This window comes from Granulicella sibirica (assembly GCF_004115155.1).
Lineage (GTDB): Bacteria > Acidobacteriota > Terriglobia > Terriglobales > Acidobacteriaceae > Edaphobacter > Edaphobacter sibiricus.
The window spans coordinates 189681-216675 of sequence record NZ_RDSM01000002.1; the positions used below are offsets into that span (position 1 = coordinate 189681).

Genomic DNA, 26995 nt, shown 5'->3' on the forward strand with positions numbered 1-26995 from the left:
CGATTCAATTCGTGTCCCGGCGGGAGGTGAGCGGCTAGACTTTGCAGATGGCCCAGATGTCTCGACCTGCACAAGTGAAGATGGCGCATGTCGCTATCCTCCTTCTGCTCTTCGTCGTGACGCGTGGATGGGCCATTGCGGCTGGTTTCCATTACCTGGGCAACGAGTCGGTGTGGCTGGTTCAGCTTCTGGACCTGGAGATCCTGCACCATCATCTTCTGCGCGGACTGCTGCACCTGCATGGGCAGCCGCCGCTGTTCAACATGTTGATCGGCGTTGCGGAGAAGATCGGCGGGACTGGGTTCGGGCGCGTGGTGGCGGGGTTTCAGCTTCTTCTGTCGCTGGGGGCGGGAATCGCGGTGTACTTCGCGCTGATTCTGCTGGATCTGCCTCCGATGGCGAGTTTTGCGGTCAGCCTGTTGCTGCTTCTGAATCCCGCGCTTGTGCTGTGGGAGTTCGACGCGCTCTATACGGTGATCGTCTACGCGCTGCACTGCTTCATCGCGCTGGCGCTGGTGTGCTTTGTACGGTGGCGATCGAACCGGGCGCTGCTTTGGCTGATGGCGCTGGCGATTACGCTGACGCTTCTGCGGTCGTCGTACCAGTGGACGTGGGTGGCGGCGGTGTTCGCGCTGCTCTGGTGGCAGATGCCGGAGAACAGGCGGCAGATTCTGCGGGTGGGATTGGTGGGAGTCTTGCTGGCGATGGCCTGGCCGGCGAAGAACTATGTGATGTTCCGGCACTTTACGTCGACGACATGGGGGCCGTACAGCGTGTCGCGCCACTGGCCGGGCCCACCGTATGACGAGCCAGTGGCGGGATGGGTGCGGCAGGGGCTTTTGCCGACGTTCAACAGGCCGGTGATTCAGCAGGAATCGGCGTGGCTTGATCGTACGTGGCCGACGGCTAAGACGGGGTCACCCGAGTTGGATAGTACGCATAAGTCCGATGGGGCTCCGAACTGGAACGGGCTGAGCCGGTTGGAGATGCTGGATCAGCAGGCGAAGGAGGACAGGTTCCTGCTGCGGCACGACCCGCAGGATTACGTGCGCACGATGATGCTGGGGATGCTGTATTACCTGCGGCCGTCGTCGGACTACTTCACGCTCGGGTATCCGTGGTGGTTCTGGGATCCGAGCGTCGAGCAGTACCAGCGGATCGTACGGGTCGACCAGGCGGTGGACGCGGTGTGCTGCGGGATTGTCACGCTGCGACCCGTCACGCGTGCGGGGAAGGCGCAGGCTGCTTATATTCCGGGAGGCGGACGGATCAGCAGCGTGTGCGCCGGGGTGGTGGTGGCGCACCTGCTTGTGTTTGGGTGCCTGCTCTCGTTCTTCTGGGGCAAGAGGATCTGGGCGGGAAGCCGGGAGCAGAGGATTGTGGCGATGGTACTGACGCTGACGGTGACGTACCTGTTTGTGCTGGTGACGGTGGTTGAGGTGGGGGAGAACATGCGGTTCCGATTCGAGACGCATGCGCTCGTGGTGATGGTGGCCGCGGTATTTCTGTGGCAGGTGTGGGAATGGCGGCGAGGGAGGCGGGTGGGTGGTCCTGTTGAAATTGGGTGAAGGCTGGCGTATCATCACAATTGCAGACGAATTTGTTCCGTCAGATAGCCTCTCGTGAACGCACCGTGGGGGACGGAAGGGAGGAGTGGGCTGATGCCCACTTTTTCTTTGCTCCAAAGTTGGTTTGAGAACCACTGCCGCACGTGATTTTCAGGTTACAGAACGGGCTTTCAGCACTCTATGGCGATTCAGTTGGACGAAATTCGGGCAGTAGCTTCGCGGGTCGCGGCATCCCATCATCTGGACGTGGTGGATGTCGAGTTTACCGGCGGCTCGAAGTTCCGCACGTTGCGGGTGTATCTCGAAAAAGACGCTGAGGAGCGGGCCAAGCTGAAGGCCGCCGCCGAGGCGGATGCTGAGTTGGACCTGCCGAAGGGCGTTCCGGTCGAGATGCTCTCCGGCGTGACGCATGAGGATTGCGTGCAGTTCGCGCAGGACTTCGGGACGGTTCTGGATGTCGAGGACCTGATCCCCGGAGCGGAGTACACGCTCGAGGTCTCCTCCCCGGGCCTTGAACGGAAGCTGGTGAAGGCTGAGGATTATCAGCGCTTTACCGGAAGCCTCGTCAAACTACAGACGTTTTCGCCTGTCGTTACTCATGGAAACGGGGCGAACAGGCAGTGGCAAGGGCGGTTGGTGAAGCTCGAAGGCGGGAACCTGACGCTCGATCTTTCGGCCGTGAAACAGAAGGGTAAGGCGAAGAAGGCGACGGCCGAGGCACAGACGGTCGAGATTGCGCTGCTGAATGTTGAGAAAGCGCATCTGGTCGCCGAGATCTAAGTCCGGCGAAACAACGTTTTAGTTTCAGGGTTAGTTTGGAGCGGCGGGTTTCTGGCTTGTCCGCAGTTTTTGATCATGAAGGATGTGTGACGAATGGCAAGTGTTCTGTATCAGTCGATCGAGATGTTGAGCCGCGACAAGGGGATTGATCCCGCGGTCGTGGTGGGTGCTGTCGAAGATGCGATTGCGCTGGCGACGCGCAAGTACTACAAGACCCAGGAGACGATGCGGGCCGAGATGGACAAGGAGACGGGCGAGATCCGGGCTTATGTCTATAAGACGGTCGTCGAGACTCCGGAAGAGGTCGAGGACGAGATGAACCAGATCTCGCTGGAGCAGGCGCGTGAGCTTGCGCCCGAGGTCGAGGTCGGCGGCGAGCTTCGCTTCTACAAGGACACGACTCCGCTTGGGCGCATCGCCGCCCAGATGGCGAAGCAGGTCATCTTCCAGAAGGTGCGCGAGGCCGAGCGCGATACCGTGTTCAACGAGTACAACCACCGCGCGGGCGAGGTTCTGAACGCGACGGTGAAGCGGCTGGAGCCGATGGATGTGATCTTCGACCTGGGTAAGGCCGAAGCGCGGATGCCGAAGCGGGAGCAGAGCCGGCTGGAGCAGTTTGCCGTGGGCGAGCGGGTTCGCGTTGTGCTGTTGCGCGTGGACCGTGCGGCGAAGGGGCCGCAGGTGATTGTGAGCCGTGCCGCTCCGGCGCTGGTGCAGAGCCTCTTCCAGAGCGAAGTGCCTGAGATTTATGATGGAACGGTTTCGATCCGGGCGATCGCGCGTGAGGCGGGCGAACGGACCAAGATCGCCGTCATGAGCCGGGATAAGGATGTCGATCCGGTTGGCGCGTGCGTCGGCATGAAGGGCATGCGGGTTCAGTCGATCATTCGTGAACTGCGCGGCGAGAAGATCGACATCATCGAGTTCTCGGAAGAGATCACGACGTTTGCCGAGAAGGCGCTGCAGCCGGCGAAGGTAAGCCGGGTGTCGATCACGGATCTGGCCGAGAAGCAGATTGAAGTGATCGTCGACGATACGCAGCTTTCGCTGGCGATCGGGAAGAAGGGCCAGAACGTCCGGCTCGCGGCGAAGCTTCTGCAGTGGAAGATCGACATCAAGAGCGAGGAAGAGAAGCGCCAGGAAGTCGAGCAGCAGATGCAGGCGATGAGCGGCGGTCCGACGACGCCGATCGAGCAGGTATCCGAGCTTGGCGAACAGATCCTTGAGAAGCTGATCGCGGCTGGAATAACGACGGTCGAGGAACTGGCGGATATGACGCCGGAGCAGTTGGAAGAGGTTCCGGGAATCGGTGAGAAGACGGTCGAGAAGATCTCGGTCGCGGTGCGGCACTACTTCGGACACTACGATCCGGATGAGACGCGGCCGGTAACAGCAGAGGACGCCAACGCCGCGGAAGGCGCGGAGACGGAGGAGAAGTCGATGGCAAAGACACCGGAAGAGATCCTGGCGGCGCAGGCCGCGGAAGCGGGCGGAGCGGAAGAGGTTGAGACGCTTTCGGCCGAGGATCTGGCTGCGCTCGAAGAGTCCAGGGCAAATGTAGATGGGTTCAGTGATAACGACGATCGGGAGTCCGCGATTGAGACGGACAACGATACGTTGGATGAGCTTGTGGCCGAGAGCCAGGAGGTCTCCGACGAGGGGATCGATACGGACGGGCACGACCGTGGTTAGCGGCCACGCACAACAGGATTGGAGTCGCAAAACCTGCGATTTCGTTGATAATAACGGTAAGGGTACACATTCTTCCATCGATGGAGCTGATATGACCAGCTAGCGCCGCAGGGGAGATGAAAAGGGACGGATGAGCAAAGTTCGCATCAATGATCTTGCACGAGAACTCGAAGTCAAGAGCAGGCCGATTCTGGATGCGCTGGAAGCAATCGGCGTGTCCGGCAAGACGCACTCCTCCTCGATCGAGGAGGATCAGGCCGAGAAGGTTCGCGCCTATTTCAACGGGACGCTGCGCACGAGCAGCGGCAACCGTTCGCATGTCGAGGCAAAGCCCAAGTTCGACTTATCGCACGTCTCGAAGCCGGGTGACGCGCTGAAGGCGATTCTCGAGCGCAAGCAGGCTGCCGAGGCTGCGCGGAATGCTCCGCCACCGCGTCCCCAGGCTGTGGTCGTGGCACCGGCGAATCCTCCGGTCCGTCCCGTGGTTGCGACGCCTTCTTCGTCCGCCCCGGTCGCGGCCCAGACGCTTTCGACGCGGCCCGTGGTGGCTCAGCCTGTTGTCGCTCGCCCTGCCGCTCCTGTGGTGGTGGCTCCTGGCGCGCGTCCCGCAGGGACGATCCCAAGCGGCGCGGCGACTGCTGGAGCGGCTCCGGTTGTGGCTGCGGCACCGCCGGTTACGGCGGCTCCCGTGGTTGCAGCGCCTCCCGTCGCGTCGAGCGCACCTGCTGCGGCTGCTTCTCAAAGTGCGAGCCAGGCTGGTCCGCGCCGGATCGTTCCTCTGCCGAGCCAGGGTGCGCGTATTGTTGCGCCGCCTCCCGCGATTGCCAGCCGTCCGCCGAGCGGAGTTTCGGTTGGGCGTCCTCCGGTTGTGGTTCCGGGGGTAGGGACTATTGTTGCCAAACCGGCTCCGACGGCTCCCATCGTTCCGGGTGCGCGTCCCGCGGGCACGAAGCCCACGACGACGGCCGCCGAAGCGACGGCTGCTTTTTCGTCGGCGGCGGTGGCCAGTTCGGCTCCCGAGCCAGTCGTGGAAGCTCCGGCACCAGTGGTTGAGCCCACGATCGATGCGGTCAGCACGGAGTCTACTCCGGAAGCCACGGCTACCGCCGCTCCGGCTGCTCCTCCGGTGCGTCGTGTGATCATGCCGCAGACCGGGCCTCGTCCGATCTATGCGGCTCCGGCGGTTGTTCCGGGTGCTCCTCCTCGGAACCGTCCTATCTTCGAACGGCCACGGCCGGGCGGACCGGGTGGCCCTGGCGGACCCTCGGGTCCGGGGGGCATGCGTCCTCCGATGGCTCCGGGCGCTCGCCGTCCCATGCATCCGACGCGCAATGCGCCGACGGGTCCTGGCGGTCCGGGTGGCGTACCGGGACGTCCTGGCTTTACGCCGGGTGCGCGTCCGGGCTTCCCGCCACGGCCGGGCTTTCCGCCGAGGCCGGGTGGCGCTCCGGGTGCTCCTGGAGTTGCTCCGGGACCGGGCGAGGGCATGCGCCCTGCCGCACGTCCTGGGCAGCGTCGCGGAGGCCAGCGCTATGAGAAGGTGAAGGAAGGCCCGATGAAGGGCTTCCAGCCGCCACCGCGTTACGGCGGTATGCCCATGTCGCGCGAGCCGATGCCGATCACCAAGACGATCTCGGTGACGGAAGGTATCTCGGTGAAGGATCTGGCCGAGAAGCTCGATGTGCGCGGCAAGGATCTCATCGCTTCATTGCTGATGCGTGGCGTGTTCGTGACCGTGAACCAGTCGCTCGAAGGCGAGCTGGTGAAGGATGTGGCGCGCCAGTTCGGCGCGGATGCAACCGTGATCTCGGTCGAAGAGCAGCTTGAGAACGAGGCGATCGAAGGCTTCCTCGAAGATACGACCGGCATGGTCGAGATCATCCGGGCTCCGGTGGTCACGATCATGGGCCACGTCGATCACGGTAAGACGAGCCTGCTCGATGCGATCCGGCAGACGGATGTGGCGGCGGGTGAGGCCGGCGGGATCACGCAGCACATCGGTGCTTACAAAGTACGTGTGTCGAAGCCGGAATCTCCGGCGTTCGGGCGCGAGATCGTGTTCCTCGATACCCCGGGTCACGAGGCGTTTACCCGCATGCGTGCACGCGGTGCGAAGGTCACGGATATCGTCGTGATCGTAGTGGCCGCGGACGATGGCGTGATGCCGCAGACCTTGGAAGCCATTGATCACGCGAAGGCGGCGAACGTGCCGATCATCGTGGCCATCAACAAGATCGACAAGCCGGGTGCGGATTCGAGCCGTGTGAAGCAGCAGCTTGCCGAGCGCGGATTGCAGCTCCAGGGATGGGGCGGCGATGTCGAGTTCGTCGAGGTGTCGGCGAAGCAGAAGCTGAATCTCGATCTGCTCGAAGAGATGATCTGCCTGGTGGCGGACGTGGCGGCACCGAAGGCTGTGCCGGAGCGTCCCGCTGTCGGAACGGTTATCGAAGCCAAGCTCGATCGCGGTCGCGGCGCGGTTGCCAGCATCCTCGTGCAGAACGGAACCCTGCGGACGGGTGACAGCTACATCGTCGGCAACACGTTCGGTAAGATTCGCGCCATGTTCGACGATCGCGGACGTCCGATTACGGAAGCCGGGCCGTCGACGCCGGTTGAGATTCTCGGACTTGAAGGCATGCCGGATGCCGGGGACACTTTCCTGGTGATGGCGGATCGCGACAAGGCCAAGGGCATTGCGCAGTACCGCAAGATGAAGGAACGCGAGGCGCAGCTTGCCAAGAGCTCGCGGGTCTCGCTCGAAGGACTGGCGGAACAGATCAAGCAGGCTGGCGTCAAGGACCTCAACATCATCGTCAAGGGCGATGTGCAGGGTTCGGTCGAGGTCATTGCCGAGGATCTGGAGCACATGTCGACCGAGAAGGTTCGGATTCGCGTGCTGCACTCGGGTGTCGGTGCCATTACCGAGTCGGACATCCTGCTCGCTTCGGCTTCGAATGCGGTCGTCATCGGCTTCAACGTTCGTCCGGAGCGGAAGGCGCAGGAACTGGCCGATCGCGAGAACGTCGAGGTTCGTCTGCACTCGATCATCTACGAGCTTCGCGACGAGATGGAGAAGGCGATGTACGGCCTGCTCGATCCGGTCTTCAAGGAGAACTACTCGGGACGCGCGGAAGTGCTCAACGTCTTCAAGATCACCAAGGTCGGTCAGATTGCGGGTTGCCGCGTGACCGATGGCCTGATCAAGCGTTCGGCGCAGGCTCGCTTGCTGCGTGACGGAGTCGAGGTCTGGAAGGGTAAGATCTCGTCGCTCAAGCGCTTCAAGGACGACGTCGGCGAGGTTCGCGAGGGTGTCGAGTGCGGTATCGATCTGGCCGGCCACAAGGATATCCGCGTGGGCGATGTGATCGAGACGTTCACGACGGAGAAGATGGCCGACGAGCTTGGGCAGAACACGCTCGTGGTTCGCAAGGCGGAGAAGGCTGAGAAGGATCGCGAGGCGGCTGCTGCAGCCGCGGCCGCTGCGGCGGCTACCCCGGTGAACGCTTAATCGAAAACGCACTTGCTGCATCCAATAAGGGCCGGGACTTCTGTCTCGGCCCTTAGTTTTTGGTCGGGAGGCAGATGTATGGCGGAGTACACGAAGAGCGCGGAGGCCATTGCTAGGCTGACGCCGGAAGAGTTTCACGTGACGCAGCAGAGCGGGACCGAGGCTCCGTTCGAGAACGCTTTCTGGGATCAGGATGAGCCGGGGCTGTATGTCGATATCGTCTCGGGTGAGCCGCTCTTCACGTCGATCGACAAGTTCGACAGCAGTTGCGGATGGCCGAGCTTTGCGAAGCCGGTTGAGCCTGCGCACGTGGAAGAGCGGTTTGATGGGAGCTTCGGGGCAAGGCGGACGGAGGTTCGTTCGACGCATGGCGACAGCCACCTTGGGCACGTCTTTGATGATGGTCCGAAGGAACTGGGCGGGTTGCGCTACTGCATCAACTCGGCTTCGCTGCGGTTCATTCCGCTCGATGAGATGGAGAGCGAAGGGTACGGCGAGTATCTCAAGCTGTTTGAAAAGGAAAAGGAGTAACGATATGGCTACGGAGAAGGCGGTTCTGGCGGGTGGATGTTTCTGGGGAATGCAGGATCTGATCCGGCGCTATCCCGGCGTGATTTCGACGCGGGTAGGGTACACGGGCGGCACGGTGGAGAACGCGACGTACCGCAGGCACGATGGGCATGCGGAGGCGATCGAGGTGGTCTTCGATCCGGCTAAGCTGAGCTTCCGGACGCTGCTGGAGTTCTTCTTCCAGGTGCATGATCCAAGCACGAAGAACCGGCAGGGAAATGATGTCGGGTCGAGCTATCGGTCGGCCATCTTTTACACGTCGGACGAGCAGAAGAGGGTTGCGGAGGAGACGATTCTCGATGTCGATGCTTCGGGGCTCTGGCCGAACAAGGTTGTGACCGAGGTTGTTCCGGCGGCGGCGTTCTGGGAGGCTGAGCCGGAGCATCAGGATTACCTGGAGCGGATTCCGAATGGGTATACGTGCCACTATGTGCGTAAGAACTGGGTGCTGCCGAAGCGGGCTGTTGCGGCTACGGTGTAAGAGACGGTCTGGACACTCATCTGAGCCAGCCGCTCATTCTCACGTTGCAGATTGACGACACGGCGCAGGCCTTCTATGAGGGCCTGCGCCGTCGTTATTTTCCGCCGGAACGGAATGTGATCCCGGCACACCTTACCCTCTTCCATCAGCTTCCCGACGAAGAACGCACGAGGCAGGTGCTTCGCGAAGTGGCCCAGGCTAATTCAAGCTTTCTGCTCACTAACCCCATGCCGCGTCCTATCGGTCGGGGAGTCGCTGTCTTCTTCCAGTCCGAGGCGGCTAGAATGCTCCACGCGACACTCGCTGCTGGCTTTCAGCAACATCTCATCCCGCAGGATCGACAGCGCTTCCAGCCACACATTGTGGTTCAGAACAAGGTAGATGCTGAGACTGCGCGGCGCACGCTTCCGGAGGTGCAGGCTGTTTCGCTCGTCGAGCCGCATGCCGTCGGTTTTACGCTTTGGCGTTATCTGGGTGGGCCGTGGGAGCGCCTCAGTGATTATCCTTTTGATCCCACGCGTCTACGCTAGGCTCCAGTCGAGTTTGCCGAAAACGCTCTGAGGACGCCTACGGGCACTGATCGACAGATCGCCCCTACGTTTTCGCCCCGCGAGCTCTAAACCGGTCAACGGCGGCACCGAGTAAAGCCCCGAGATAGGCCGGCGACGTCAGTAGAGCAATGAACAGAAACTCGATGGGAAACAAGTTGTGATCGGCAGCGCGGGTAATTGAGTCAACCACGATCAGAACGGCATTCGCGGCGAACAGCGTCAACAGTAAGCAAGTCGGAACCCAGAAACGGCGACGCCTTAGGCCGAGACTTAACAGGAAACCACAGATCAGCGCGGCTACTGCAAATGGCCACCAGTTGAGTGACGACTGGCTACGCTGTGAGTACGGCAGAAAAGGTTGGAAGAAATATAGGAATAAGACCGCTCCAGCAATGACGCTAGCGACATATCGGAAACTCATATCGGAAATTGCTACAGAGTTGATTTTGTACATGCTGGAAAGGTCACTCAGTAAGTACACGTTAAATCAAGCAGCATTTTTGCAGTGATCGCCTACGAGCCAGGAGGCATGAGGGAAAATGTCGCGCAGTTCTATCAGGAACTTACTCAGCGTTGAGTACCGTCTCGAACAGCAGCAGGCAGACGATCGTGAAGATGATGTCGTAGCCGGCGAGCATGCGGATCCAGAGGGTTGGGTTGAAGCCCTCGTCGCCGGTGAGGATGCCGGCGCTGGCGTTGATCATCGCCAGCAGCGCGGGGAGCGAGATCGGGAACAGGATCAGCGGGAGAAGAAGTTCGCGGTTGCGGGTGCGGAGGCCGAGGGCGGCGAAGAAGGTTCCGTTGCACAGCAGAGCCCAGGTGCCGAGCGGCATCACGAGGGCGAAGAGCCAGGTCTGGCCCAGCGGGTGCAGGTTGTAGAAGATGGTGAAGAGCGGGGCGAGAACCGCTTCGATGATGCCGACAAAGAGGAGGTTCGCGAGCACCTTGCCGACGAAGAGCGCGGACGCAGGGGCAGGGGCCATGCGCTGGGCCTCGAGGACGGCGTTGCGCTGCTCGCGGGTCCAGGTCTGGTTGAGCGCGGTGGTGGTGGCGAAGAGGATGGCGACCCAGAGGACGCCGCCGGAGATCTGGCGGGCCATGGTGGGGTTCGCGGTGGGGTCGAAGGCGAGGGAGAAGACGACGACGACGAGGAGCGCGAAGAAGAGCATGCCATTGATGGCGTCGCGGGAGCGCCACTCGATGCGGAGGTCTTTTTGCAGGTGCTGCCAGACGTGCTGCCAGTAGCTGGTCATCGGGTGATCGCCGTCCGGGTGAGATCGGCGAGGGTGGCCTTCGTCGCGGCGAGGTAGTCGGCAGGGGAGAGGAGGATCTGGAGGCCGCGCTGGCCGGCGGAGACGGAGATGATGTCGAAGAGTTCGATGGTCTCGTCGGCGTAGGCGGGGAAGGGCTTCTTCGCTCCCATGACGGTGACGCCGCCGCGGATGTATCCGGTGAGGGGTTCTACTTCTTTCAAGCTGGCCAGTTCGATCTTTTTGGCTCCGGAGGCGTGGGCGAGCTTTTTGGGGTCGAGTTCGGCGTCGCCAGGGACGACGGCAAAGATGTGGTCGCCGGACTGCGTGGTGGTGAGGAGGGTCTTGAAGACCTGCTCGGGTGGCAGGCCGATCTTTTTCGCGACGGAGATGGCGGTGAGGTCGTCGGGATCGACCTCGTAGGTACGGAGTTCGTAGTGAAGGTTCAGGCCATCGAGGAGGCGTGCGGCATTGGTCTTGGCTGGGGCTGCGGCCTTCATGCGTGTGCCCCTACTGCGGATTCGACGCTGATAATCTGCCCGGCGGCCATGGTGAGCGTGATGTCGGCTAGTTCGGTGGCGAGCGCGGCCTGGTGGGTGGTGAGGATGATGGTGCGATGGCCTCCACCGGCGACGGGCCAGGTGCGGAAGTCGGCGAGGAGTTCGACCATCTGGCGGGCGCTGGCGACGTCGAGGTTGGAGAAGGGCTCGTCGAGGAGGAGGATCTGGGGGTCGATCTGGAGGACGCGGGCGAGGGAGGTGCGCTGGCGCATGCCCTGGGAGTACTGGCCGACGGGACGCTTGAGAAAGGGGTCGAGGCCGACTGCGCGGAGGGCCATCTCTGGGTTGCCGACGCAGGCGCAGCCACCGGGTCCGCGGTGGAGTCCGGCGAAGTACTGGAGATTCTCGATGGCGGAGAGCTCGTCGTAGAGCATGGGGGCGTGGCTCATGAAGGCCATGCGCTGACGCTGCTGCTGCGGGGTCGAGCCGAAGACCTGGACGCTGCCACGTGTGGGATTGATGAGACCGGCGATCACGCGGAGAAGAGTGGATTTTCCCGCGCCGTTTTCGCCCAGAAGCATGGTGACGGAGCCCTGATTGAACGCTGTCGAGACGTTGCGAAGGGCGGCGAAGGAGCCGTAGATCTTGGAGCAGTCTTTAAGGGCGACGGCCGGGCCGGTAGTCGTGGAAGATGCGGCGGGCGTGGGGTGGAGGGTCGTCTGCATCGCTGATGGGAGTATAGGGCAGAGAACGGCAGAAGCCCCACACACGAGATGGACTCTTAAGCTAGCGGGGCAAAGAGACGGCAGTGGCGGCGGCAGCAGGAGCCTTCGCGGATGGCTTCGGTCCAGCGGGGGTGGCTCCGGGAGCCGCCGGAGCGTACTTGGAGGCGCACTTTGCCTGAAGCTGTGTGGCGTGGAAGACGCCGTCATGGCCGTACATGCCGACGGCGAGCGCCTGGGCATCGTCCTTGAAGGTGTCCGGCGGTGGTTCCGAACCCTGGTAGCTCACCTGCAGCAGCTTGCCCTGCTCCATAAGCTGGAAGCTGGCGTTCGTGCCGACGCGCTTGATGCTTCCGGGAGCCACGTTTCCGGCCACGCGCAGATGCCGGGTATAGGCCTTGCCGCCCATCGCATTCAGCTCGGAGATCGTGACATAGTAGCTTTTCGTGTCGCGAACGCCGGTGAAGGCGAGATAGCCGACCGTCGCGAGGATCACCGCGACGGCAATGATGATCTTGACGGGGCTCTTGGCAGGCGTTTGCATCTCGCCTAAGTGTAGAGTCCCGGATGGCACAGGGTCAACGAGGTCCGGCGTCCGGTCGTCGGAATCAGACATAAATCGGTTTATGTGAAGATGATAGGAAGATAGTGCGGCGACCTCGGAATCGGAAGCTCCTTGAAAAAAAAGGCGGACATCCGAAGAATATGTCCGCCTTTTGCTTGTTTTACTTAACCCGAAGCTACTTTACCGTCAGACTCAGGTTCACCGTTTGTGTCAGGTTACCGGTCCCGGTAACGGTTATCTGCACGGAAGACGTCCCTGCGGGGGTGGTCGTAGACGTTGTCGTTGGCGGGGTTGCACTCCCGCTGCTGCATGCTGTCATGCACGCGAAGCCGCCGAGAGCGAATACCAGAAACAGCAGTCCGCCCCGTGGAAATTTTCCCTTGCGTTTCATCCCGGCAACGGCCGCGAGGCAGCCGGGGACGCCAAAGATTGCCGCCGGAAGGAACGGATGATTGCCCGGCGATAGCGGTTCGAACTCGCGAAGTCCGGCAGATGTGCCTGTGCCGGATTTGATCGTTAGGACCACATCGGATGGCGAATTCGTTCCCGAGAAGGCGATCGTCGAAGGAGAGAAGCCGCAGGTTGCATTCTGCGGCAAACCCGAGCATGCGAACTGCACGGTTCCCTGATAGCCCGGAGCCGGAGCCAAGGTCAAGGTATCGGTGACCGAGGTGCCTGACGTCAGCGTCAGTGCGGTGGAAGCGGAGGCGAGACTCAGGATCGAGGTGGCTGGTGAGTACGATTCTGTGAAATCGGCATCGCCCTGGTATTGCGCGGTGATCGATGTGCTCGCCGAGGGTGTCGTGGAAAGGGTGTATGTCGCCACGCCGCCCGCAAGTGTGGACGTACCGATCAGCGTTTGGCCCCCGAAGAAGCTTACCTTTCCCGATGGCGTTCCGGCTGTGACTGATGTGACGGTTGCGGTCAGAACCTGATTCTGGTTGGACAGAGCGAATGAGGTTGTGGAGCCGGCCTGAGAAATCGTCAATGTTCCATTCGACGCACTGACGGCATAGTTGGCCGCCGCGGCGCCGCTCACCGCGGGAACGATCGGATACGCTCCGACGATGCTCGTCCCGCTGGCGGTGGTCGTGAAGGTCTCCGTCAGAACATCTCCATTGACTGCTCCCGTCAACGCTCCGGCGAAGGTCGGATTCGCTGCGCCATATACCCTTGCCGCATTGGTCACGGTCGCGTTGAGCGGCGCCTGGGTTACCGAGAGTTTCACTGTTTGTGTCGCTGGTGCGTAGTCGGTCGTGTTTGCAGGTGTAAAGGTGACGGACAGAGTTTGGCTGCCTGCTCCGAGCACGGTTCCGACGGCGGGTGTGTAGACGAAGGTTCCTGCCACTACTGAGGAAGCGTTCAGTTGGGTAGTGCTGAGCGGCGTTCCGTAGGTGATCGCGGCCGGTGTGGCCCAGGTAAGCGACGCGGGGGCGATTCCGTCGAGAGTAATGGCTCCCGAGGTGCTGGTGCTGTAGATCGTATCGCCGCTATAGGTCGCCTGGATGACTTGCGTCTCGCCGCCCGGGATCGCGACGGCCGGCACGGTGACGGTCGTGGTTGCGCCAAGATTCAATAAGACTGTTGCACCGACGCTTCCAGTTGTTGCCACCTCGAGTGGAATCACATCCGGCCTGCCATCCCCGTTGAAGTCGGCGACTGTGAGGTTATTGGACGCCCCAAACTGGGTGGTAGCCGGGAAGTACCCACGCTGCGGCTGAAATGTTCCATCGCCGTTTCCGAGGAGGACGAGAAATAGATCCTCGTGGCCGGCTGCATCCGGCGGATCCCCGCCGAGGAAGCTGCTCACCATCAGGTCGGCTTTGCCGTCTCCGTCAAAGTCGGCGATCTGGACAGAATTCGGAAACGCGTCTGCTGGAAGCGCGTAAGCGACAGGTTGCTGAAAGGTTCCGTTCCCGTTTCCGATCAGGACGTAGACCGTGCTCTGAGATTCTGAGCCGTTGCTCGTAGCGATGCTCGTGACCGTCAAATCGGGTTTTCCATCGCCATTGAAGTCGCCGATGGCCACGGAGCCGGACGCTTGCTGAGTCGTATATTCCAGTGGTGTTTGGAATGTTCCGTCCCCGTTGCCAAGCAAGACAGAGACGCTATCGCCTTGGGAGGTCGACTGGGCGGTGCCGTAGTTCGCTGAAGCCACATCGAGCTTGCCGTCTCCGTTGAAGTCGCCAACGGAGACCGCTTCCGGCGTCAACGGCACAGTGCTCAGCCCGCGGTCGAGCCCGGTTAGAGCAGTGGTCTGCGCCGGTTGGAACGTTCCATCCCCGTTGCCCTGCAGGAGAGCAAGGCCATTCGTGACGGCAACGATCAAGTCGAGATTGCCGTCACCAGTAAAGTCGCCCGCTGCCAGTCCCTTCGGGCCATCGCCGGTCGCAAAGGTCGCAGTCTGCGCCTGGAACGTTCCGTCGCCGTTGCCGAGAAGCACGGACACATTGCCCGCACCAATCATAATCAGGTCGAGCTTTCCGTCGTTATTCAGGTCGGCGACCGCTGCCAGCGTCCCTCCGAGGGAAAAGCTCGCCCCAGCCTGGAATGAACCGTCTCCAGCGCCCAGGAAGATCTGCACCGTGTTGTTTGAACCGTTATCCACCGCGACGTCCGGCTTGCCATCGCCGTTGAAATCGCCGGACTTCGTCACAGAGCCAACCCCAGCCACAGGAAGGGCGGTTGATTCCCCGAAGGCCAGTGCTCGCGTGACCATACCACCGCTGAGCGGGATCGGTGCGAGTTGCACAGCAGCATTGCTGGAGTCGATCAGATTGACCGTACCTGTGGGTCCGGCCAGGCTCAGCGGTCCATATCCCGAGACGCTGGCGGTGAGATCATAGACGCCCGTAACGCTCTCAGGAACTGACGCGAGTGTTGTGACCGAACCGTATTTGCCCGTGACTGCCAGGGAACTCACCGCAGAAACACTCCCGGACGAGGTGGTGGTGCCCGTGAAGATCGCTTTGAGAGAGTGGGAACCGCTGCCGGGCCTGAAAGCAAAGCTCGCCGTGCCTTGGCTTGTGAGTTGCGACTCGGTGAGTGCTGCCAATCCGCTGCAGCCCGCGTTAAGGCTTACATCACAGAAGACAATTGAACCTGAGGTGACTGCGGTGCCGGAAGAGCTGACCGTTGCTGTCAGTGTGACGACCGTGCCCTGAGTCACGGAGGAGGCTGATGCGCCCGAGGAGCTGACGGATAACGTTGTTGACGTCGCTGTCGCGGCAAACATGGGTACGCCCGCGACGATCGACAGGAAAGCAGTGATCGAGCACAGGAGGGAAGTGGTCCAATGTAGCTTGATGGAGAACTCAAGTTGAGCGGCGGGGGGTACTGAAAGGGAAGGGATCACCCGAGAAACATATCGGAAGACATCCACCACCGCAAGTCACATCCATCATTCCGAATCGTGAAATCTCGCCCTATCCAAGGCCGGAATGATCGGGAGAAGCCATTCTGCGGGGATCGATCGCTACGCGTGCACAAGCAGCAACTATCACGCAGCTGCCTTGCGTTCTGACCGGCGTCTGTCACGTTCTGACGCGTATACTCGACCCGTGGGTTTAGGCGGGTAAGTCACCGACAAGCAGGGGGTTGAGACGCATGAGCAGTGGCAATGGCAATGGAAGCAACGGCAACGGGGCGCATGGCGCGAGCAATGGCCAAGCCGGCAACGACTATAAAGTCCCGACGGGCCGGGCGGAGTGGATCGTCAAGCGCAAGGCCGAGGCCGCGCGGACGGGCGATACGAACATGTCTCAGATGCACTTTGCGCGCAAGGGCCTCATCACCGAGGAGATGGCCTACATCGCGCAGAAGGAGAAGATTTCGGCGGAGCTGATCCGGTCGGAGGTGGCGAAGGGGACGATGATCATCCCGGCCAACATCAACCACGTCGAGCTTGAGCCGATGGCGATCGGGGTGGAGTCGCTCTGCAAGATCAACGCGAACATTGGCAATTCGGCCCTGGTGTCGAACGTCGATGAAGAGCTTCGCAAGCTGCACACCGCCGTCCACTATGGCGCCGACACCGTGATGGATCTCTCGACCGGCGGCGACATCCCGATGATCCGCGAGCAGATCCTGCGGCACTCGCCCGTGCCCATCGGGACGGTGCCGCTGTACGAGGCGCTGAGCCGGGTGAAGAAGGTCGAAGACCTGAACATCGATCTCTATCTCGAGGTGATCGAGGAACAGGCGCAGCAGGGGGTCGATTACTTCACGATCCATGCCGGTGTGCTGATCGAGTATGTGCCTCTCGTGGCCAAGCGGATTACCGGCATCGTCAGCCGCGGTGGCGCGATCCTGGCGCAGTGGATGACGTCGAACCACAAGCAGAACTTCCTCTACGAGAACTTCGACCGCATCACGAAGATCATGGCGAAGTACGACGTCAGCTACTCGCTCGGTGACGGGCTCCGTCCGGGCTGCCTTGCGGATGCTTCGGACGCGGCGCAGTTTGCCGAGCTGAAGACGCTTGGCGAGTTGACGCGCCATGCGTGGAAGAGCGATGTGCAGGTGATGATCGAGGGCCCGGGACATATTCCGATGGACCAGATCAAGCTGCAGGTCGACAAGGAAGTCGAACTCTGCGATGGTGCGCCGTTCTACGTTCTTGGGCCGCTCGTTACGGATATCGCTCCGGGCTATGACCACATCACCTCGGCGATCGGCGCGGCGATGATTGGGTGGCACGGCGCTGCGATGCTCTGCTATGTGACGCCGAAGGAGCACCTTGGCCTGCCGAACGAGAAGGACGTGAAGGACGGCATCATTGCGTACAAGATCGCGGCGCACGCGGCCGATGTTGCCCGCCACCGGCCGGGCGCGCGGGACCGCGACGATGCGATCTCGCATGCGCGCTACACCTTCGACTGGGACAAGCAGTTCGCGCTCTCGCTCGATCCGGAGACGGCGCGGAGCATGCACGACGAGACGCTTCCCGACGACTACTACAAGGAAGCAGCCTTCTGCAGCATGTGCGGCCCGAAGTTCTGCAGCATGAACTGGTCGAGCAAGGTCGACAAGTTCAACGAGGCGGAGCATGGGCTGAAGAAGCCGGACTTGACCCAGATCATGACCGAACAGATGGCAATGCGCGGGTAGACGCAGGTCGCCAGCCTGGTGCCGGGGAAGCCGCAAGCCCATTCGGGGTCTGCGGCTTTTCCGTTGCGGTTAGAGGATGGCGGCGATGTGTTCCAAGGGATCGGGAGCCGGGCAAGGGGAATCAAGACGCGTTGCGTCTTTTTCGGATGCTGGACTGATTTCGACGAGACTGAAGTTGAAGGCGATGCCGGCGACTCTCCTAAGAATCAGCTGGGGCGCGCATCGACCGCAGTGTTGCCGATCGTTGGCGAGAGAGCGTAGCTCGATCATGAGACTACTCGTGATCTTCGGATTCAACGAGTACGGCGACGATTGCGGGAGCAACAACCATTGCGAGGAAAACAGACGCGAGAAGGAAATTATGGATGACCATTGGTGGACTCCTTGGTTGGGCACTCAAGTGCCTCTGCATGCATCATCGGACCGGCATCCGGATAACTGAATAGCACTCTCAGCCGAACTTTTTCCCCATAAAGTTGTATGGCTGAAGAGGAGCGCTTCTGGCTATTCTGAAGATCCTAGTCGCGGCGGAGGATCCCGTTTTTGAGCTACTGGGAAGGGGCTGCACGGATGTTATTCCGCGCAGCCCCTTTGCTTTTGCCAGGTGTCCCGGTTTACTTTCCCGCGCCTTCGAGGATGGCGGCCGAGCGGCTGAGCGCAGCGGCGAGCGCCACGATCTGGGCTTTCGCCCGCGCCGCGTCGGGCACGTCGATCGCTTCGGTAACGCCTGGGATCACGACGGCGGCGTATCCGGTGAACTCGCCCGGAGCGTAGATCGTGTGGCGATACCACGGGCGATTGGGCAGGCCATCGGGATCGAGCAGCGCCGTCTCAGCCTCGCGCAGAGCATGGTTGAGAGCCGCCTCGTTGCCCGTGGCCGCGACCTGGCGGGTGTGAACCGCAATGCCTGCCTTCGCGAAGCGTTCGGCTGCTGCCTGAGCGGCAGTGAAATCGAGCTGAAGACCAGCCCTGGTGGCTTGCTGACGCGCATCGTCAAGATAGCCCAGGATCTCGCGGCCATAGAGCGAGTAGTCGTAGGGGAGCACGTCGGCGTTGGCCATGTGCAGGATCTCGAGGCCGAAGACGCGGGCCTGCTGCTGCTCGTAGACGAAGGTGGGGTCGGCGTTGCGGATGAACCAGTTGTAGTTATCGAAGACCGAATGATAGACGCCGTAAGGGCCGTCCGAGCCGATGTCGGTCGAGGGGACGCCGGTGTGCTGGATGAACGGCGTGTAGTCCGAGCCGGAGCCGAGCGTGCCGATCTTCACGTCGAGCGCAGCTTCGGGACGAGAGGCATCCGCTGCCGGGCGGCTGCGGCGTGAAGACGTGGCCTGTTCCCTCTGGTCCTTCACCCACTGCTCATGCACGGACCCGCCCTTGGGGCTTGGAACCTCGTAGGTAACTTCGCTGACGAACTGCTTGAGTGAGGGAACCGCCGCCGCATTGAAGCTTGGGCCGGAGACACCGACGTCCGTGTTGAAGTAGGCGACGGCGTGCCTCAGAGGCTCCTGGTGCTGCTCGACCCACTCGGTCGAGCCGATGAGGCCTTCCTCTTCGGCGTCCCAGGAGCAGACGACGATGCGCCGCTTCGGCTTCCAGCCCTGCTTCAAAAGGTCGCCGAGACCGTGGACTGTCTCGAGCATGGCCGCGGTGCCACTGTTTGGATCGACCGCTCCGTAAACCCACGCGTCGCGATGATTACCGGCGACGACCCAGTCGTCCTTCTGCGCGGGGTCGGAGCCTTCGATCGTGCCGACGACGTCCCAGATCGTGCGCAGCGCGATGTCCTGTTCGAGATGCATATGGACGGTGACGGCCTTGTCACCGCCGAGGTGATAGGCGAAGGGTAGCGCCCCTTGCCAGTCGTGTGGAACGCCCGGACCGGCGAGCGCCCGGAGGATCGGGGCGGCGTCCTTGTAGGAGAGCGGGTTAGCCGGAATGCTTGGCTGGTTGTTCTGGAGCTTGTCGGCTGGAATGCGCTGCGAGTCCGGCAGGTCGACTGTTGAGGCGACGCCCGGAGTCTCAGGATCCCCAGGGTAGATGGGCAGGAACTGCGTCGAGCCGCGCTGCACGGCAGACTCAGGTCGGTATGCGCCCTTGGGATAGGCGTCGCCGCGGAAGTAGCCGTCGTCGGCGGGGTCTGAGTAGATGAGCACGCCCTTCGCCCCGCGCTGCTGGGCGATGTAGACCTTCACCCCGCGAAAGTTGTTGCCGTAGCGGACGAGGACGATCTTGCCCTTGACGCTGATGCCGAGTTCATCGAGCTTCTTGAAGTCAGCGAGCGTGCCGTAGTTGGCGTAGACGACCTCGGCGGTGACGTCGCCCGACGGGGATGATCCGTTGAATGCGGGAAGAATGCGTGGGTCATCCTGGAATGGGTCGCCGCCATCGACGGCGGGGTCTACGTGCTCGGGCGTGGGGCCGCTCATGAGCTTCTGGCCGCTTGCGCCGAAGGCCTCGACGACGATCTTGACCGGCTTGTTCAGCAGAACGCGGTAAGGCACGATGTGCGTCTCGAGCCCGGCGGCCTTGAACTTCTCTTCGACATACTGCGCGGTCTTGTAGTCCTCGGGCGAACTGGCCCAGTGCGGGGCGCTGGTGAGGATCTTGAGGTGCTGCCCGGCGAGCTTGGCATCCGGTATGGCGAGGAAGGCTTTATCCCACTTTGCCTGCGCGGCGAAGTCGTGATAGCCGAAGACGTTTGCCGGAGCTGCGGGGGTTGCCTGGGCGATGGCGGCGGAAAAGGGAAGAAGGGACAGGAAGGCCAGGGATGCGGCTCGGATCACGCGAAGAGTCTCCAGGGGGCGTTCGGTCGTGCAGGAATGTGCGAGGAAGCGGCGGACCGGCTCCCCCCGGAGCGCATCGGCGCGTTACGCGGGCTGGGTGCAGAACTTGCAGCGCGTGGCGGCGAGAGGGATCTCGGAAAGGCACTGCGAGCAGGGCTTGGTGGTGACGGCTGCGGGTCCCTTGAGCCTGGCGAGGAAGTAGTTCGTCGGAAGCACGATGCAGAAGTACACGACGCCCGCGATGAGGAGAAACGAGATGACGGAGTTGAGGAAGTCGCCATACTTGACCACGCCGCCATTGACGGAGAACGTCAGGGCAGAGAAGTCAGGCTTGCCGACGACGGCCGCGAGGAAAGGATTGATGATGTTCGTGACGAGCGAGTTGACGATCGCGGTGAAGGCCGCGCCGATGATGACGGCGACGGCGAGGTCGACGACGTTGCCGCGCAGGATGAAATCACGAAATCCCTTGATCATGGTTGTATCTCCCGGGGTCGAACGGATAAATGCATTTGCGGGGGAAGTTTATCATCTGGCCGAACGGCCGCTGCCTCGGGCAAACGGTTCAGACCGAACGCCGGCAGAGACGATAGACTGGAAGGGCGCACGCAAGAGCCCTGTCCGTAAGAAAACAAAAAGGAACAAAGCATGATCGCCCGTTATACCCGCCCCGAGATGGGCCGCGTCTGGTCCGAAGAGAATAAATACCGCTGCTGGCTGACGGTCGAAGTCGCCGCCTCGCAGGCGCTTGCCCAGGCCGGCATCGTCCCGCAGGAAGCCGCCGATGCCATCCGCGACAAGGGCGACTTCACCGTCGCGCGGATCCAGCAGATCGAGGACGAGGTGAAGCACGACGTCATCGCCTTCACCACAACGGTCGCCGAGTACATCGGGCCCGAATCGCGCTGGCTGCACTACGGCCTCACCTCGACCGACGTCGTCGATACCGCGCAGGCGCTGCAGCTAAAGGAAGCCTCGGGGATCATCCGCGCCGGTATCGTCAAGCTGTCCGATGTGCTCGCCCGCCGGGCACTCGAGTTCAAGCACGCGCCCATCATCGGCCGCACCCACGGCGTCCATGCCGAGCCGACCACCTTCGGCCTCAAGCTGCTGCTCTGGTTCTCGGAGATGCAGCGTAACCTTACGCGCTTCAACGCAGCCGCCGAAGACCTTCGCGTCGGCAAGCTCTCGGGAGCGGTCGGCACCTTCGGACACCTCAAGCCCGAGCACGAAGAAGCCATTTGCGATGCGCTCGGTTTGCGGCCCGTCGACATCGCCACGCAGGTTGTGCAGCGAGATCGGCACGCGGCGTATATCTCGTCTCTCGCCATCCTCTGCTCGACGCTCGACAAGATCGCAACCGAGATCCGCCATCTTCAGAGGACGGAGGTTCGTGAGGCGGAGGAGTTCTTCTCCGAGAAGCAGAAGGGCTCGAGCGCGATGCCGCACAAGCGCAATCCAATCGCCAGCGAGCAGATCTCGGGCCTCGCCCGCGTCGTCCGCGCCAATGCGCAGACGGCCTACGAGAACATCGCCCTCTGGCATGAGCGCGACATCTCCCACTCCTCCGCCGAGCGCGTGATCGTGCCCGATTCGACGATCCTCGCCGACTATCTCCTCGCGAAGACCGCGAACCTGATCGACAGGCTGCTCGTCTACCCGGCGCGCATGATGAAGAACCTCGAATCCACCGGCGGCCTCATCTTCTCCGGTCAGCTTCTGCTCGACCTGGCCGAGTCCGGGATGCTTCGCGAAGACGCCTACCGTCTCGTGCAGGGGCACGCCATGCGGGCATGGAAAGAGGACCTCGTCTTCCGGGATGAAGTGGCCCAGGATCCTGCGATTACTGAACGGCTCAGCCCCGAGAAGCTCGCGCATGCCTTCGACTACCGGCGGCAGTTAGCGAACGTGGATGCCATCTTCGAGCGTGTGCGGAAGAGCGCGGAGAGCGCCTAGAAGCGATTCCTAACTCGAAGGCGCGGTGGCCTGGGGCTCCAGGTCACCCGTCTCTTCATCGCCTGTCCCGCGCTGCAACACGACGAAGTCTCTCTCGATCCGTCTTCTGAAATCCTGATCAAGGCCCTGAAGACCCACCAGATCCACCTTGAAGTGAACCGGCGACTCGTCGAGCGAGTCAAGCACGCGACCTTTGTCAGCCCATGACAGCTCCCCGGCAACTGCCAGGTCTAGATCCGAATACTTCTTGAGGTGGCGTCCCGTCGCGCGCGATCCAAAGGCCCAGACGCATCTCCCCGGAAGATATCTGGCCAATGTCTCGGCCACGATCTGCCACTCCGCCTCGGAGATATCAAGCCGGGTTGCCATGTTCGTTAGCGGCATCACTCGCCACTCCGTGCCACAAGCTGTTCCTAACGGTAACTGGCCTCCTCCAGAAAACGAGGAACCTTGCCCATGATCATCTCGGCTACGGGCTCGCTATAGACATGCGCAAGCTGATTCCGGGCATCGCGAAATTCGCTCCACATCGCCCAGTCCGCCCGAAGCACACCACGCTCGTTCGCCGTTGGCACGATCATGCCTAAGCTCATCTCCTGCACCTCCTGGGCATCGACAGCGTCTTCGACCAGAAACCGCTCCATCATCGTCCGGCAAAGCCCATAGGTAAACTGAAAGGAAAGCAACACCGAATCACGCATCGAAATCATCAACTCATCGTCTCGATGCTCCGTAAACAGCAAAAGAGATCTACGCAGCCGTTCGATCGCCTGGCCAAGCGGCTTGTAGCTCACCTCGTTCACGCACCCATTCTATCCCGCTGCTTTTTATGCAAGACACCCTCATCCAGATCGCCGATGCCGCCCTAGCCTCCTCGTCCGAGCGCAGCGGGCACCACCTCGTCTGCCATCCCGGCTGCTCGCAATGCTGTATCGGCGTCTTCCCTATCGCGCACCAGGACGCTGACCGCCTCCACGCCGGCCTGCTTGCTCTAAGCGATCAGGATAAGGCGAACCGCATCCGCGCCCGCGTCCAGCAATCCCTCGCCCGCCTCGACCCGTGGTTTCCTGGCGACCGCGTCACTGGCGTCCTTGGCGAGAACTACGAAGAAGCCATCCTCTTCGAGGAGTTCGCCAACGACGAGCCCTGCCCCGTGCTCGACCCCGTGACCGGCACATGCGATCTGTACGAGTCGCGCCCCGTCCTCTGCCGAACCTTCGGCCCGCCCATGCGCACCGAGGAGGGCAATCTCGCTACCTGCGAGCTTTGCTACATCGAAGCCAGCACGGAGGAGATCGCCGCCTGCGAGCTTGACCCTGAATTCCCGGAGATCGAAGAGCAGAGTAATGCTGCTTACGATGCCGCGACAGGGAAGCACGGCCAGACACTCATCGCTTACGCGCTTCGCGGTGCCTGAGTTACCAGCCTGAGATGTCCGTCCCGTCAAACTGCCGCACAGACCATCGGCGATAATCAAGACCGTGACGCTGTCCACTCCACCACGTAACCTCACCCTTGCCGTCACCGGCGCAAGCGGCTCCATCTACGCCGCCGAAATGCTGCGTGCGCTCGAACGCGAGGAACGCGTTGCCAAGGTCAATCTCATCGTCAGCGAGAACGCTCTGCGCGTCTTCGCCGAGGAGATGCAGATCAGCGGACGCACCAACGTGGTCGAGAAGATTCTCGGACACGGCTCGGCGAAGATCGAGAACCATCCCGTCGCGGACATCGGGGCGAACGTGGCGAGCGGAAGCTATCCCTCGGACGCGATGATCGTTCTCCCATGCTCGATGGGAACCCTTGCGGGCATTGCCAACGGCATGGCCGCAAACCTCATCCAGCGCGCAGCCGACGTTTCGTTGAAGGAGCAGAGGCCGCTGATCCTTTGCGTCCGTGAGACGCCGCTGAACCGCATCCACCTGCGCAATATGCAGCTTGCGTCCGACGCCGGAGCCACGATCTTCCCGGTGATTCCGACGCTCTACAACCTTCCGCGGAGCACAACGGATATGGCTCGGCAGTTCGTCGAGCGTGTGCTCGCACATGTTGGCCTGCCGCAGCCCGGAGCCTTCCAGTGGAAGGCGGACCGCCCGGCCTCCAGCTAGTGACCCGTCTGGTAGGTCCGCTCCCCGCCATGGGGAGCTGGATCCGCCTTCAGGAACTGCACGGTCGCCTGCAGCACTGGCTCCATGCACTCCGCCGGAGCAAGGTGACCGCAGCCTTGCATAATCGCCAGCGTCGATTGCGGAATCCCTTGATGGATCGCTTCGCCCGTTGACAGCGGAATCAGATCGTCATGGCTGCCCCAGACAATCAAGGCCGGCTGCCGGATCAGGTGCAGGCGGAAGTCCATCAGGTCGCGCCCGTTGATCATGGCGGCCACGCTGCGCTTCACGATCCAGCCATTCCGATCGAGCTTGCGCAGTGCGTCCCGCTGAATGAATGGTGCCATGCTGCGTGGATGAGGCGAGATCGCGGCCATCAGCCGATTCAGACCTGCAATGTCTGTTGGCACGAATAAATCCGGCTGGAAGGTCGCGGCAAAGTAGGTTCCGGCGCTGTCGTACAGCAGCAGCCGCGTGACTCGCTCGGGTTGATCGACGGCGAGCTTCATCGCGACCCAACCGCCCATCGACCACCCGGCGACGTCGGCCTTCTCGAGATGCACCGCGTTCAGGAAGTCGACCATCGTTTTCTCTTCAAGTGCGATGGAGTAATCGACATCCGGTCTGGCGGAGCGGCCATAGCCAAGGAGGTCGGGAACGTAGGTGAAATCCCTGGGCCGCGAGTCGCGGGATCAGGGGTGACCAGTCCTCGCCGCGCGAGCCAAGGCCATGGATCAGGACGAGCGGCCGGTCCGGCGATCCGGCTGGAGGCAGCGCCTCGAAGTAGTGAATCTGGTAGGCTCCAGCTTGCACATAGGCGCCACGAACGTGCTGTCGCCAGAGATGGAAGCGGATCGCCTCATCGGCCACCTCCAGAGGATGCTGGTAGAAGAACAGCCCGGCGCAGATCAGACAGAGCACGAGCACGACCGAGGCAGTCTTCAGAAAGAACTTCATCCGGCGCTCTCCTTCGAGCCTTGGATGCTACAGGCGGAAGGGCTTGCCGTATTCTTCCGTGAAGACGGTGTGGCCCATGTCATAGCGGCCCCCATCATATTTGTCCGCTCCCTTGAGCGTGCCGATTGCGAGCAGCGCCACGACGTGGTAACTGAGGGGAAGACGAAGCGTCTCGTGAACTTTGTCCTGCTCGAAGCCTTCCATGGGAGCCGTATCGTAGCCAAGGACTTCGGCCATCAGGAGCATGTGGGTGAAGGCCAGCATCACCTGCTTGTTGAGCCAGCCCTTCATCTCGTCGCTTGAAAAGCTGGTCAAGAAGCTCTGCACGCTTGACTTTGCCTGGGCGGCATAGCTCTCCGGCATGCCTCCCTCGCGCCCCTGCTGCAGCATGAGATCGAGGTCGCGACGCCAGCCATCCGCGTCGCCGCACGCCACGATAACCGCCGAGGCCTCTTCCACCTTCGCCTGGTTGTAGCTGGCAGCGCGAAGACGCCTCTTATGGTCCGGCGTCTGGACGACGATGAAGCGCCAAGGCTGCACGTTGTATCCGCTTGGGGCGGCAAGCCCGGCCTGGAGGATGGTCTTCAGGTCTTCGGGAGGAAGTGGGGCGCCATCAAAGCTCGGCGTTGCCCGCCGGCCATGGATTGCCTCACTCAGCGTTTTCAGGCTCTTGGACATGGGTGCCTCTCTCGTCTCTCATGTGGGACGCATCATTTGTTCCTGGGTGGATCAGAGGATGGTAACGCTCTACCATCCTGTACACAGAAGCCTGTTCCGCTCATCGCAGCATGAAAGCAGGGGCCGGGGAAAGAGTAGCGCTGAAGCGATACCCTAAGGTATCTCAGACATTGCCTGTTCGGTGGCGAAAGGACCCTGGCCGCCGGTGTCGGCGAAGACCCAGACGCCGTGGAAGGGCTTGCGCAACTCGGGATAAACCGTCAGCAGGGCGGTCATCGCCGCCACATTCCGTTTGCGCGCGGCTGCCGGGTCGGCGATAGCCTCTGCCTTAAGGTGGACGGCGATGTCGACCTTGTCCTTCGCGAGCGAATCGTCGGTATCGAGCGAGGTGAACCGGTACTCCGTGCCGTCCGGTCCCTTGACCACAAGCGGCGTGTCCGGACCGATGCCATCGGAGAGTACCGGCGGAGCGGCTTTGCCCTGCTCGGTGCGCAGCTTTTCCAGGTGGGTGCTTTGCACGAAGCCAGCCGGACGGAGAAGGCTTTGCGCCTGCTGATAGTAGAGCCATGCGCTCCAGGGCTGCTTCTCGGCACTCAGATCGCGCGCGCCCTTCCAGTACCAGAGGCCGTCATGGCCCGCTGCCGTCTGCGCCTGGGGATAGAGCCCCGCGAGCAGCCACTGGCCACCCTCCTGACGAAACAGGATCGAGATCCGCCATGGGACCGGATGCGCGGGGAAGTTCACCATCGCGAAGCCGTATTTCCCCGGGGGGAGTCCCGGGATCACAAAATCAGTCTCCATCGGCGAACGGTTCAACGAGCAGAAGAACTGCGCATCCGGAACGCTGCCGTCCGCCTGCTTCTTGATCGCCGAGGCGTCGAGCAGGTAGATCTGGTCGACGGTTGGCGGGGCATTCTTGATCTTTGGCGCGGTATTGGTCACCACATAGGCGATCCCGCTGAAGTCCTTCACATACTCGGGCACCGTCACGGCCTGCACGCCGTTCGCATCGCCCGCCTCCAGCTTGAGCGAGAGACTCCGAGCCGCACCCGCAAGCTGATCACGGTCCGCCGTGGACATCTGCGACTGCGTCGTACACAACTCCGCGCGCGCCGCCCCGGAAAAGAGTGTCATGGCGATCAACCCTGTTCCTGCCTTCACTCCGAAGCTGCGACAACTCGCCATCCGGTTCCTCATCATTTCGTTCGAGCACCCTG

25 protein-coding genes and 1 pseudogene are annotated in these 26995 nt (G+C 62.0%); 12 read left to right on the top strand and 14 right to left on the bottom strand.

All coding sequences use genetic code 11. The features are described from left to right. Positions 1-56: 56 nt before the first annotated feature. The 7 genes from GRAN_RS11675 (at position 57) to GRAN_RS11705 (ending at position 9129) form a co-directional block, all read left to right on the top strand. On the top strand, positions 57-1568 hold the full coding sequence (locus GRAN_RS11675) for a hypothetical protein (protein ID WP_128913232.1): 1512 nt from the start codon (positions 57-59) through the stop codon (positions 1566-1568). A gap of 180 nt (positions 1569-1748) precedes the next feature. After that, positions 1749-2348: a ribosome maturation factor RimP gene (locus GRAN_RS11680; protein ID WP_128913233.1), complete on the top strand. Its 600-nt coding sequence runs from the start codon at positions 1749-1751 to the stop codon at positions 2346-2348. 93 nt (positions 2349-2441) lie between these two features. Beyond that, positions 2442-4040: a transcription termination factor NusA gene (nusA, locus tag GRAN_RS11685; RefSeq protein ID WP_128913234.1), complete on the top strand. Its 1599-nt coding sequence runs from the start codon at positions 2442-2444 to the stop codon at positions 4038-4040. 130 nt (positions 4041-4170) lie between these two features. Further along, positions 4171-7548, top strand: coding sequence for a translation initiation factor IF-2 (gene infB / locus GRAN_RS11690; RefSeq protein ID WP_128913235.1), 3378 nt, complete (start codon positions 4171-4173; stop codon positions 7546-7548). A gap of 78 nt (positions 7549-7626) precedes the next feature. Further along, positions 7627-8079 (top strand): peptide-methionine (R)-S-oxide reductase MsrB, encoded by a 453-nt coding sequence (gene msrB, locus GRAN_RS11695; protein ID WP_128913236.1) that lies wholly within the window; start codon positions 7627-7629, stop codon positions 8077-8079. A gap of 4 nt (positions 8080-8083) precedes the next feature. Then, positions 8084-8599: a peptide-methionine (S)-S-oxide reductase MsrA gene (msrA, locus tag GRAN_RS11700; RefSeq protein WP_128913237.1), complete on the top strand. Its 516-nt coding sequence runs from the start codon at positions 8084-8086 to the stop codon at positions 8597-8599. A 44-nt stretch (positions 8600-8643) separates the two neighbouring features. Then, complete coding sequence (locus GRAN_RS11705; RefSeq protein ID WP_161570944.1) at positions 8644-9129, top strand: 2'-5' RNA ligase family protein; 486 nt, start codon at positions 8644-8646, stop codon at positions 9127-9129. Positions 9130-9193: 64 nt separating this feature from the next. Here the strand turns inward: GRAN_RS11705 and GRAN_RS11710 are convergent, their stop codons facing one another. The 6 genes from GRAN_RS11710 to GRAN_RS11735 all read right to left on the bottom strand — a co-directional run bounded on the left by GRAN_RS11710 (position 9194) and on the right by GRAN_RS11735 (position 15110). After that, positions 9194-9604 (bottom strand): hypothetical protein, encoded by a 411-nt coding sequence (locus GRAN_RS11710; protein WP_128913239.1) that lies wholly within the window; start codon positions 9602-9604, stop codon positions 9194-9196. A gap of 109 nt (positions 9605-9713) precedes the next feature. Further along, positions 9714-10403, bottom strand: a complete 690-nt coding sequence (locus GRAN_RS11715; protein ID WP_128913240.1) for a heme exporter protein CcmB — start codon at positions 10401-10403, stop codon at positions 9714-9716. Beyond that, on the bottom strand, positions 10400-10900 hold the full coding sequence (gene ybaK / locus GRAN_RS11720; RefSeq protein ID WP_128913241.1) for a Cys-tRNA(Pro) deacylase: 501 nt from the start codon (positions 10898-10900) through the stop codon (positions 10400-10402). The genes GRAN_RS11715 and ybaK overlap by 4 nt, the downstream gene beginning before the upstream one ends. After that, positions 10897-11625 (bottom strand): ABC transporter ATP-binding protein, encoded by a 729-nt coding sequence (locus tag GRAN_RS11725; RefSeq protein ID WP_128913242.1) that lies wholly within the window; start codon positions 11623-11625, stop codon positions 10897-10899. Before GRAN_RS11725 ends, ybaK begins: the two co-directional genes overlap by 4 nt. A 61-nt stretch (positions 11626-11686) precedes the next feature. Next, complete coding sequence (locus GRAN_RS11730; RefSeq protein WP_128913243.1) at positions 11687-12166, bottom strand: cytochrome c maturation protein CcmE; 480 nt, start codon at positions 12164-12166, stop codon at positions 11687-11689. A 196-nt stretch (positions 12167-12362) separates the two neighbouring features. Beyond that, a complete protein-coding gene (locus GRAN_RS11735; protein WP_241654520.1) occupies positions 12363-15110 on the bottom strand; it encodes an FG-GAP-like repeat-containing protein in 2748 nt (915 codons plus the stop codon). A gap of 34 nt (positions 15111-15144) precedes the next feature. Here GRAN_RS11735 and GRAN_RS26170 point away from each other — a divergent pair, with 34 nt between their 5' ends. Together GRAN_RS26170 and thiC are read left to right on the top strand one after the other, a co-directional pair. Next, the gene (locus tag GRAN_RS26170) at positions 15145-15351 is read left to right on the top strand and encodes a hypothetical protein (RefSeq protein ID WP_241654521.1); all 207 of its coding nucleotides are present in this window, start codon (positions 15145-15147) and stop codon (positions 15349-15351) included. A 442-nt stretch (positions 15352-15793) separates the two neighbouring features. Beyond that, complete coding sequence (thiC, locus tag GRAN_RS11740) at positions 15794-17296, top strand: phosphomethylpyrimidine synthase ThiC (protein WP_128913245.1); 1503 nt, start codon at positions 15794-15796, stop codon at positions 17294-17296. 614 nt (positions 17297-17910) lie between these two features. Here thiC and GRAN_RS11745 read toward each other — a convergent pair. Both GRAN_RS11745 and mscL read right to left on the bottom strand, forming a co-directional pair. Then, complete coding sequence (locus tag GRAN_RS11745; RefSeq protein ID WP_128913246.1) at positions 17911-20082, bottom strand: M28 family metallopeptidase; 2172 nt, start codon at positions 20080-20082, stop codon at positions 17911-17913. A gap of 84 nt (positions 20083-20166) precedes the next feature. After that, positions 20167-20559, bottom strand: coding sequence for a large conductance mechanosensitive channel protein MscL (gene mscL, locus GRAN_RS11750; protein WP_128913247.1), 393 nt, complete (start codon positions 20557-20559; stop codon positions 20167-20169). Between the two features lie 171 nt (positions 20560-20730). Here mscL and purB point away from each other — a divergent pair, with 171 nt between their 5' ends. Next, positions 20731-22038: an adenylosuccinate lyase gene (gene purB, locus GRAN_RS11755; RefSeq protein WP_128913248.1), complete on the top strand. Its 1308-nt coding sequence runs from the start codon at positions 20731-20733 to the stop codon at positions 22036-22038. A gap of 9 nt (positions 22039-22047) precedes the next feature. Here the strand turns inward: purB and GRAN_RS11760 are convergent, their stop codons facing one another. Further along, on the bottom strand, positions 22048-22422 hold the full coding sequence (locus GRAN_RS11760) for a nucleotidyltransferase family protein (RefSeq protein ID WP_128913249.1): 375 nt from the start codon (positions 22420-22422) through the stop codon (positions 22048-22050). Positions 22423-22451: 29 nt separating this feature from the next. Continuing rightward, positions 22452-22841: a nucleotidyltransferase substrate binding protein gene (locus GRAN_RS11765; protein WP_128913250.1), complete on the bottom strand. Its 390-nt coding sequence runs from the start codon at positions 22839-22841 to the stop codon at positions 22452-22454. A gap of 26 nt (positions 22842-22867) precedes the next feature. Here GRAN_RS11765 and GRAN_RS11770 point away from each other — a divergent pair, with 26 nt between their 5' ends. Together GRAN_RS11770 and GRAN_RS11775 are read left to right on the top strand one after the other, a co-directional pair. Continuing rightward, positions 22868-23455, top strand: a complete 588-nt coding sequence (locus GRAN_RS11770) for a YkgJ family cysteine cluster protein (RefSeq protein WP_128913251.1) — start codon at positions 22868-22870, stop codon at positions 23453-23455. A 64-nt stretch (positions 23456-23519) separates the two neighbouring features. Next, the gene (locus GRAN_RS11775) at positions 23520-24143 is read left to right on the top strand and encodes a UbiX family flavin prenyltransferase (protein ID WP_128913252.1); all 624 of its coding nucleotides are present in this window, start codon (positions 23520-23522) and stop codon (positions 24141-24143) included. On the opposite strand, the pseudogene GRAN_RS26175 reads toward GRAN_RS11775, so the two are convergent. From GRAN_RS26175 to GRAN_RS11790, 4 genes and pseudogenes are all read right to left on the bottom strand, one after another. Continuing rightward, a pseudogene (locus tag GRAN_RS26175) lies at positions 24140-24751 on the bottom strand (alpha/beta fold hydrolase); the annotation flags it as partial. The gene GRAN_RS11775 and the pseudogene GRAN_RS26175 sit on opposite strands and share 4 nt — an antisense overlap. After that, the gene (locus tag GRAN_RS26180) at positions 24738-25100 is read right to left on the bottom strand and encodes an alpha/beta fold hydrolase (protein ID WP_241654522.1); all 363 of its coding nucleotides are present in this window, start codon (positions 25098-25100) and stop codon (positions 24738-24740) included. The gene GRAN_RS26180 and the pseudogene GRAN_RS26175, both read right to left, overlap by 14 nt. Positions 25101-25127: 27 nt before the next feature. Next, positions 25128-25778 carry a nitroreductase family protein gene (locus tag GRAN_RS11785; RefSeq protein WP_128913253.1) on the bottom strand — a complete coding sequence of 217 codons (651 nt, stop codon included), beginning with the start codon at positions 25776-25778 and terminating at the stop codon, positions 25128-25130. Between the two features lie 153 nt (positions 25779-25931). Then, on the bottom strand, positions 25932-26963 hold the full coding sequence (locus tag GRAN_RS11790; RefSeq protein ID WP_128913254.1) for a hypothetical protein: 1032 nt from the start codon (positions 26961-26963) through the stop codon (positions 25932-25934). Positions 26964-26995 lie beyond the last annotated feature (32 nt).

What these genes read in the sequence shown, in the direction of transcription:
- GRAN_RS11675 (WP_128913232.1), top strand. Translation starts at nt 57, where the DNA reads ATGTCTCGACCTGCACAAGTGAAGATGGCGCATGTCGCTATCCTCCTT.
- GRAN_RS11680 (WP_128913233.1), top strand. Translation starts at nt 1,749, where the DNA reads ATGGCGATTCAGTTGGACGAAATTCGGGCAGTAGCTTCGCGGGTCGCG.
- nusA (WP_128913234.1), top strand. Translation starts at nt 2,442, where the DNA reads ATGGCAAGTGTTCTGTATCAGTCGATCGAGATGTTGAGCCGCGACAAG.
- infB (WP_128913235.1), top strand. Translation starts at nt 4,171, where the DNA reads ATGAGCAAAGTTCGCATCAATGATCTTGCACGAGAACTCGAAGTCAAG.
- msrB (WP_128913236.1), top strand. Translation starts at nt 7,627, where the DNA reads ATGGCGGAGTACACGAAGAGCGCGGAGGCCATTGCTAGGCTGACGCCG.
- msrA (WP_128913237.1), top strand. Translation starts at nt 8,084, where the DNA reads ATGGCTACGGAGAAGGCGGTTCTGGCGGGTGGATGTTTCTGGGGAATG.
- GRAN_RS11710 (WP_128913239.1), bottom strand. Translation starts at nt 9,604, where the DNA reads ATGTACAAAATCAACTCTGTAGCAATTTCCGATATGAGTTTCCGATAT.
- GRAN_RS11715 (WP_128913240.1), bottom strand. Translation starts at nt 10,403, where the DNA reads ATGACCAGCTACTGGCAGCACGTCTGGCAGCACCTGCAAAAAGACCTC.
- ybaK (WP_128913241.1), bottom strand. Translation starts at nt 10,900, where the DNA reads ATGAAGGCCGCAGCCCCAGCCAAGACCAATGCCGCACGCCTCCTCGAT.
- GRAN_RS11725 (WP_128913242.1), bottom strand. Translation starts at nt 11,625, where the DNA reads ATGCAGACGACCCTCCACCCCACGCCCGCCGCATCTTCCACGACTACC.
- GRAN_RS11730 (WP_128913243.1), bottom strand. Translation starts at nt 12,166, where the DNA reads ATGCAAACGCCTGCCAAGAGCCCCGTCAAGATCATCATTGCCGTCGCG.
- thiC (WP_128913245.1), top strand. Translation starts at nt 15,794, where the DNA reads ATGAGCAGTGGCAATGGCAATGGAAGCAACGGCAACGGGGCGCATGGC.
- mscL (WP_128913247.1), bottom strand. Translation starts at nt 20,559, where the DNA reads ATGATCAAGGGATTTCGTGATTTCATCCTGCGCGGCAACGTCGTCGAC.
- purB (WP_128913248.1), top strand. Translation starts at nt 20,731, where the DNA reads ATGATCGCCCGTTATACCCGCCCCGAGATGGGCCGCGTCTGGTCCGAA.
- GRAN_RS11760 (WP_128913249.1), bottom strand. Translation starts at nt 22,422, where the DNA reads ATGCCGCTAACGAACATGGCAACCCGGCTTGATATCTCCGAGGCGGAG.
- GRAN_RS11770 (WP_128913251.1), top strand. Translation starts at nt 22,868, where the DNA reads ATGCAAGACACCCTCATCCAGATCGCCGATGCCGCCCTAGCCTCCTCG.
- GRAN_RS26180 (WP_241654522.1), bottom strand. Translation starts at nt 25,100, where the DNA reads ATGAAGTTCTTTCTGAAGACTGCCTCGGTCGTGCTCGTGCTCTGTCTG.
- GRAN_RS11785 (WP_128913253.1), bottom strand. Translation starts at nt 25,778, where the DNA reads ATGTCCAAGAGCCTGAAAACGCTGAGTGAGGCAATCCATGGCCGGCGG.
- GRAN_RS11790 (WP_128913254.1), bottom strand. Translation starts at nt 26,963, where the DNA reads ATGGCGAGTTGTCGCAGCTTCGGAGTGAAGGCAGGAACAGGGTTGATC.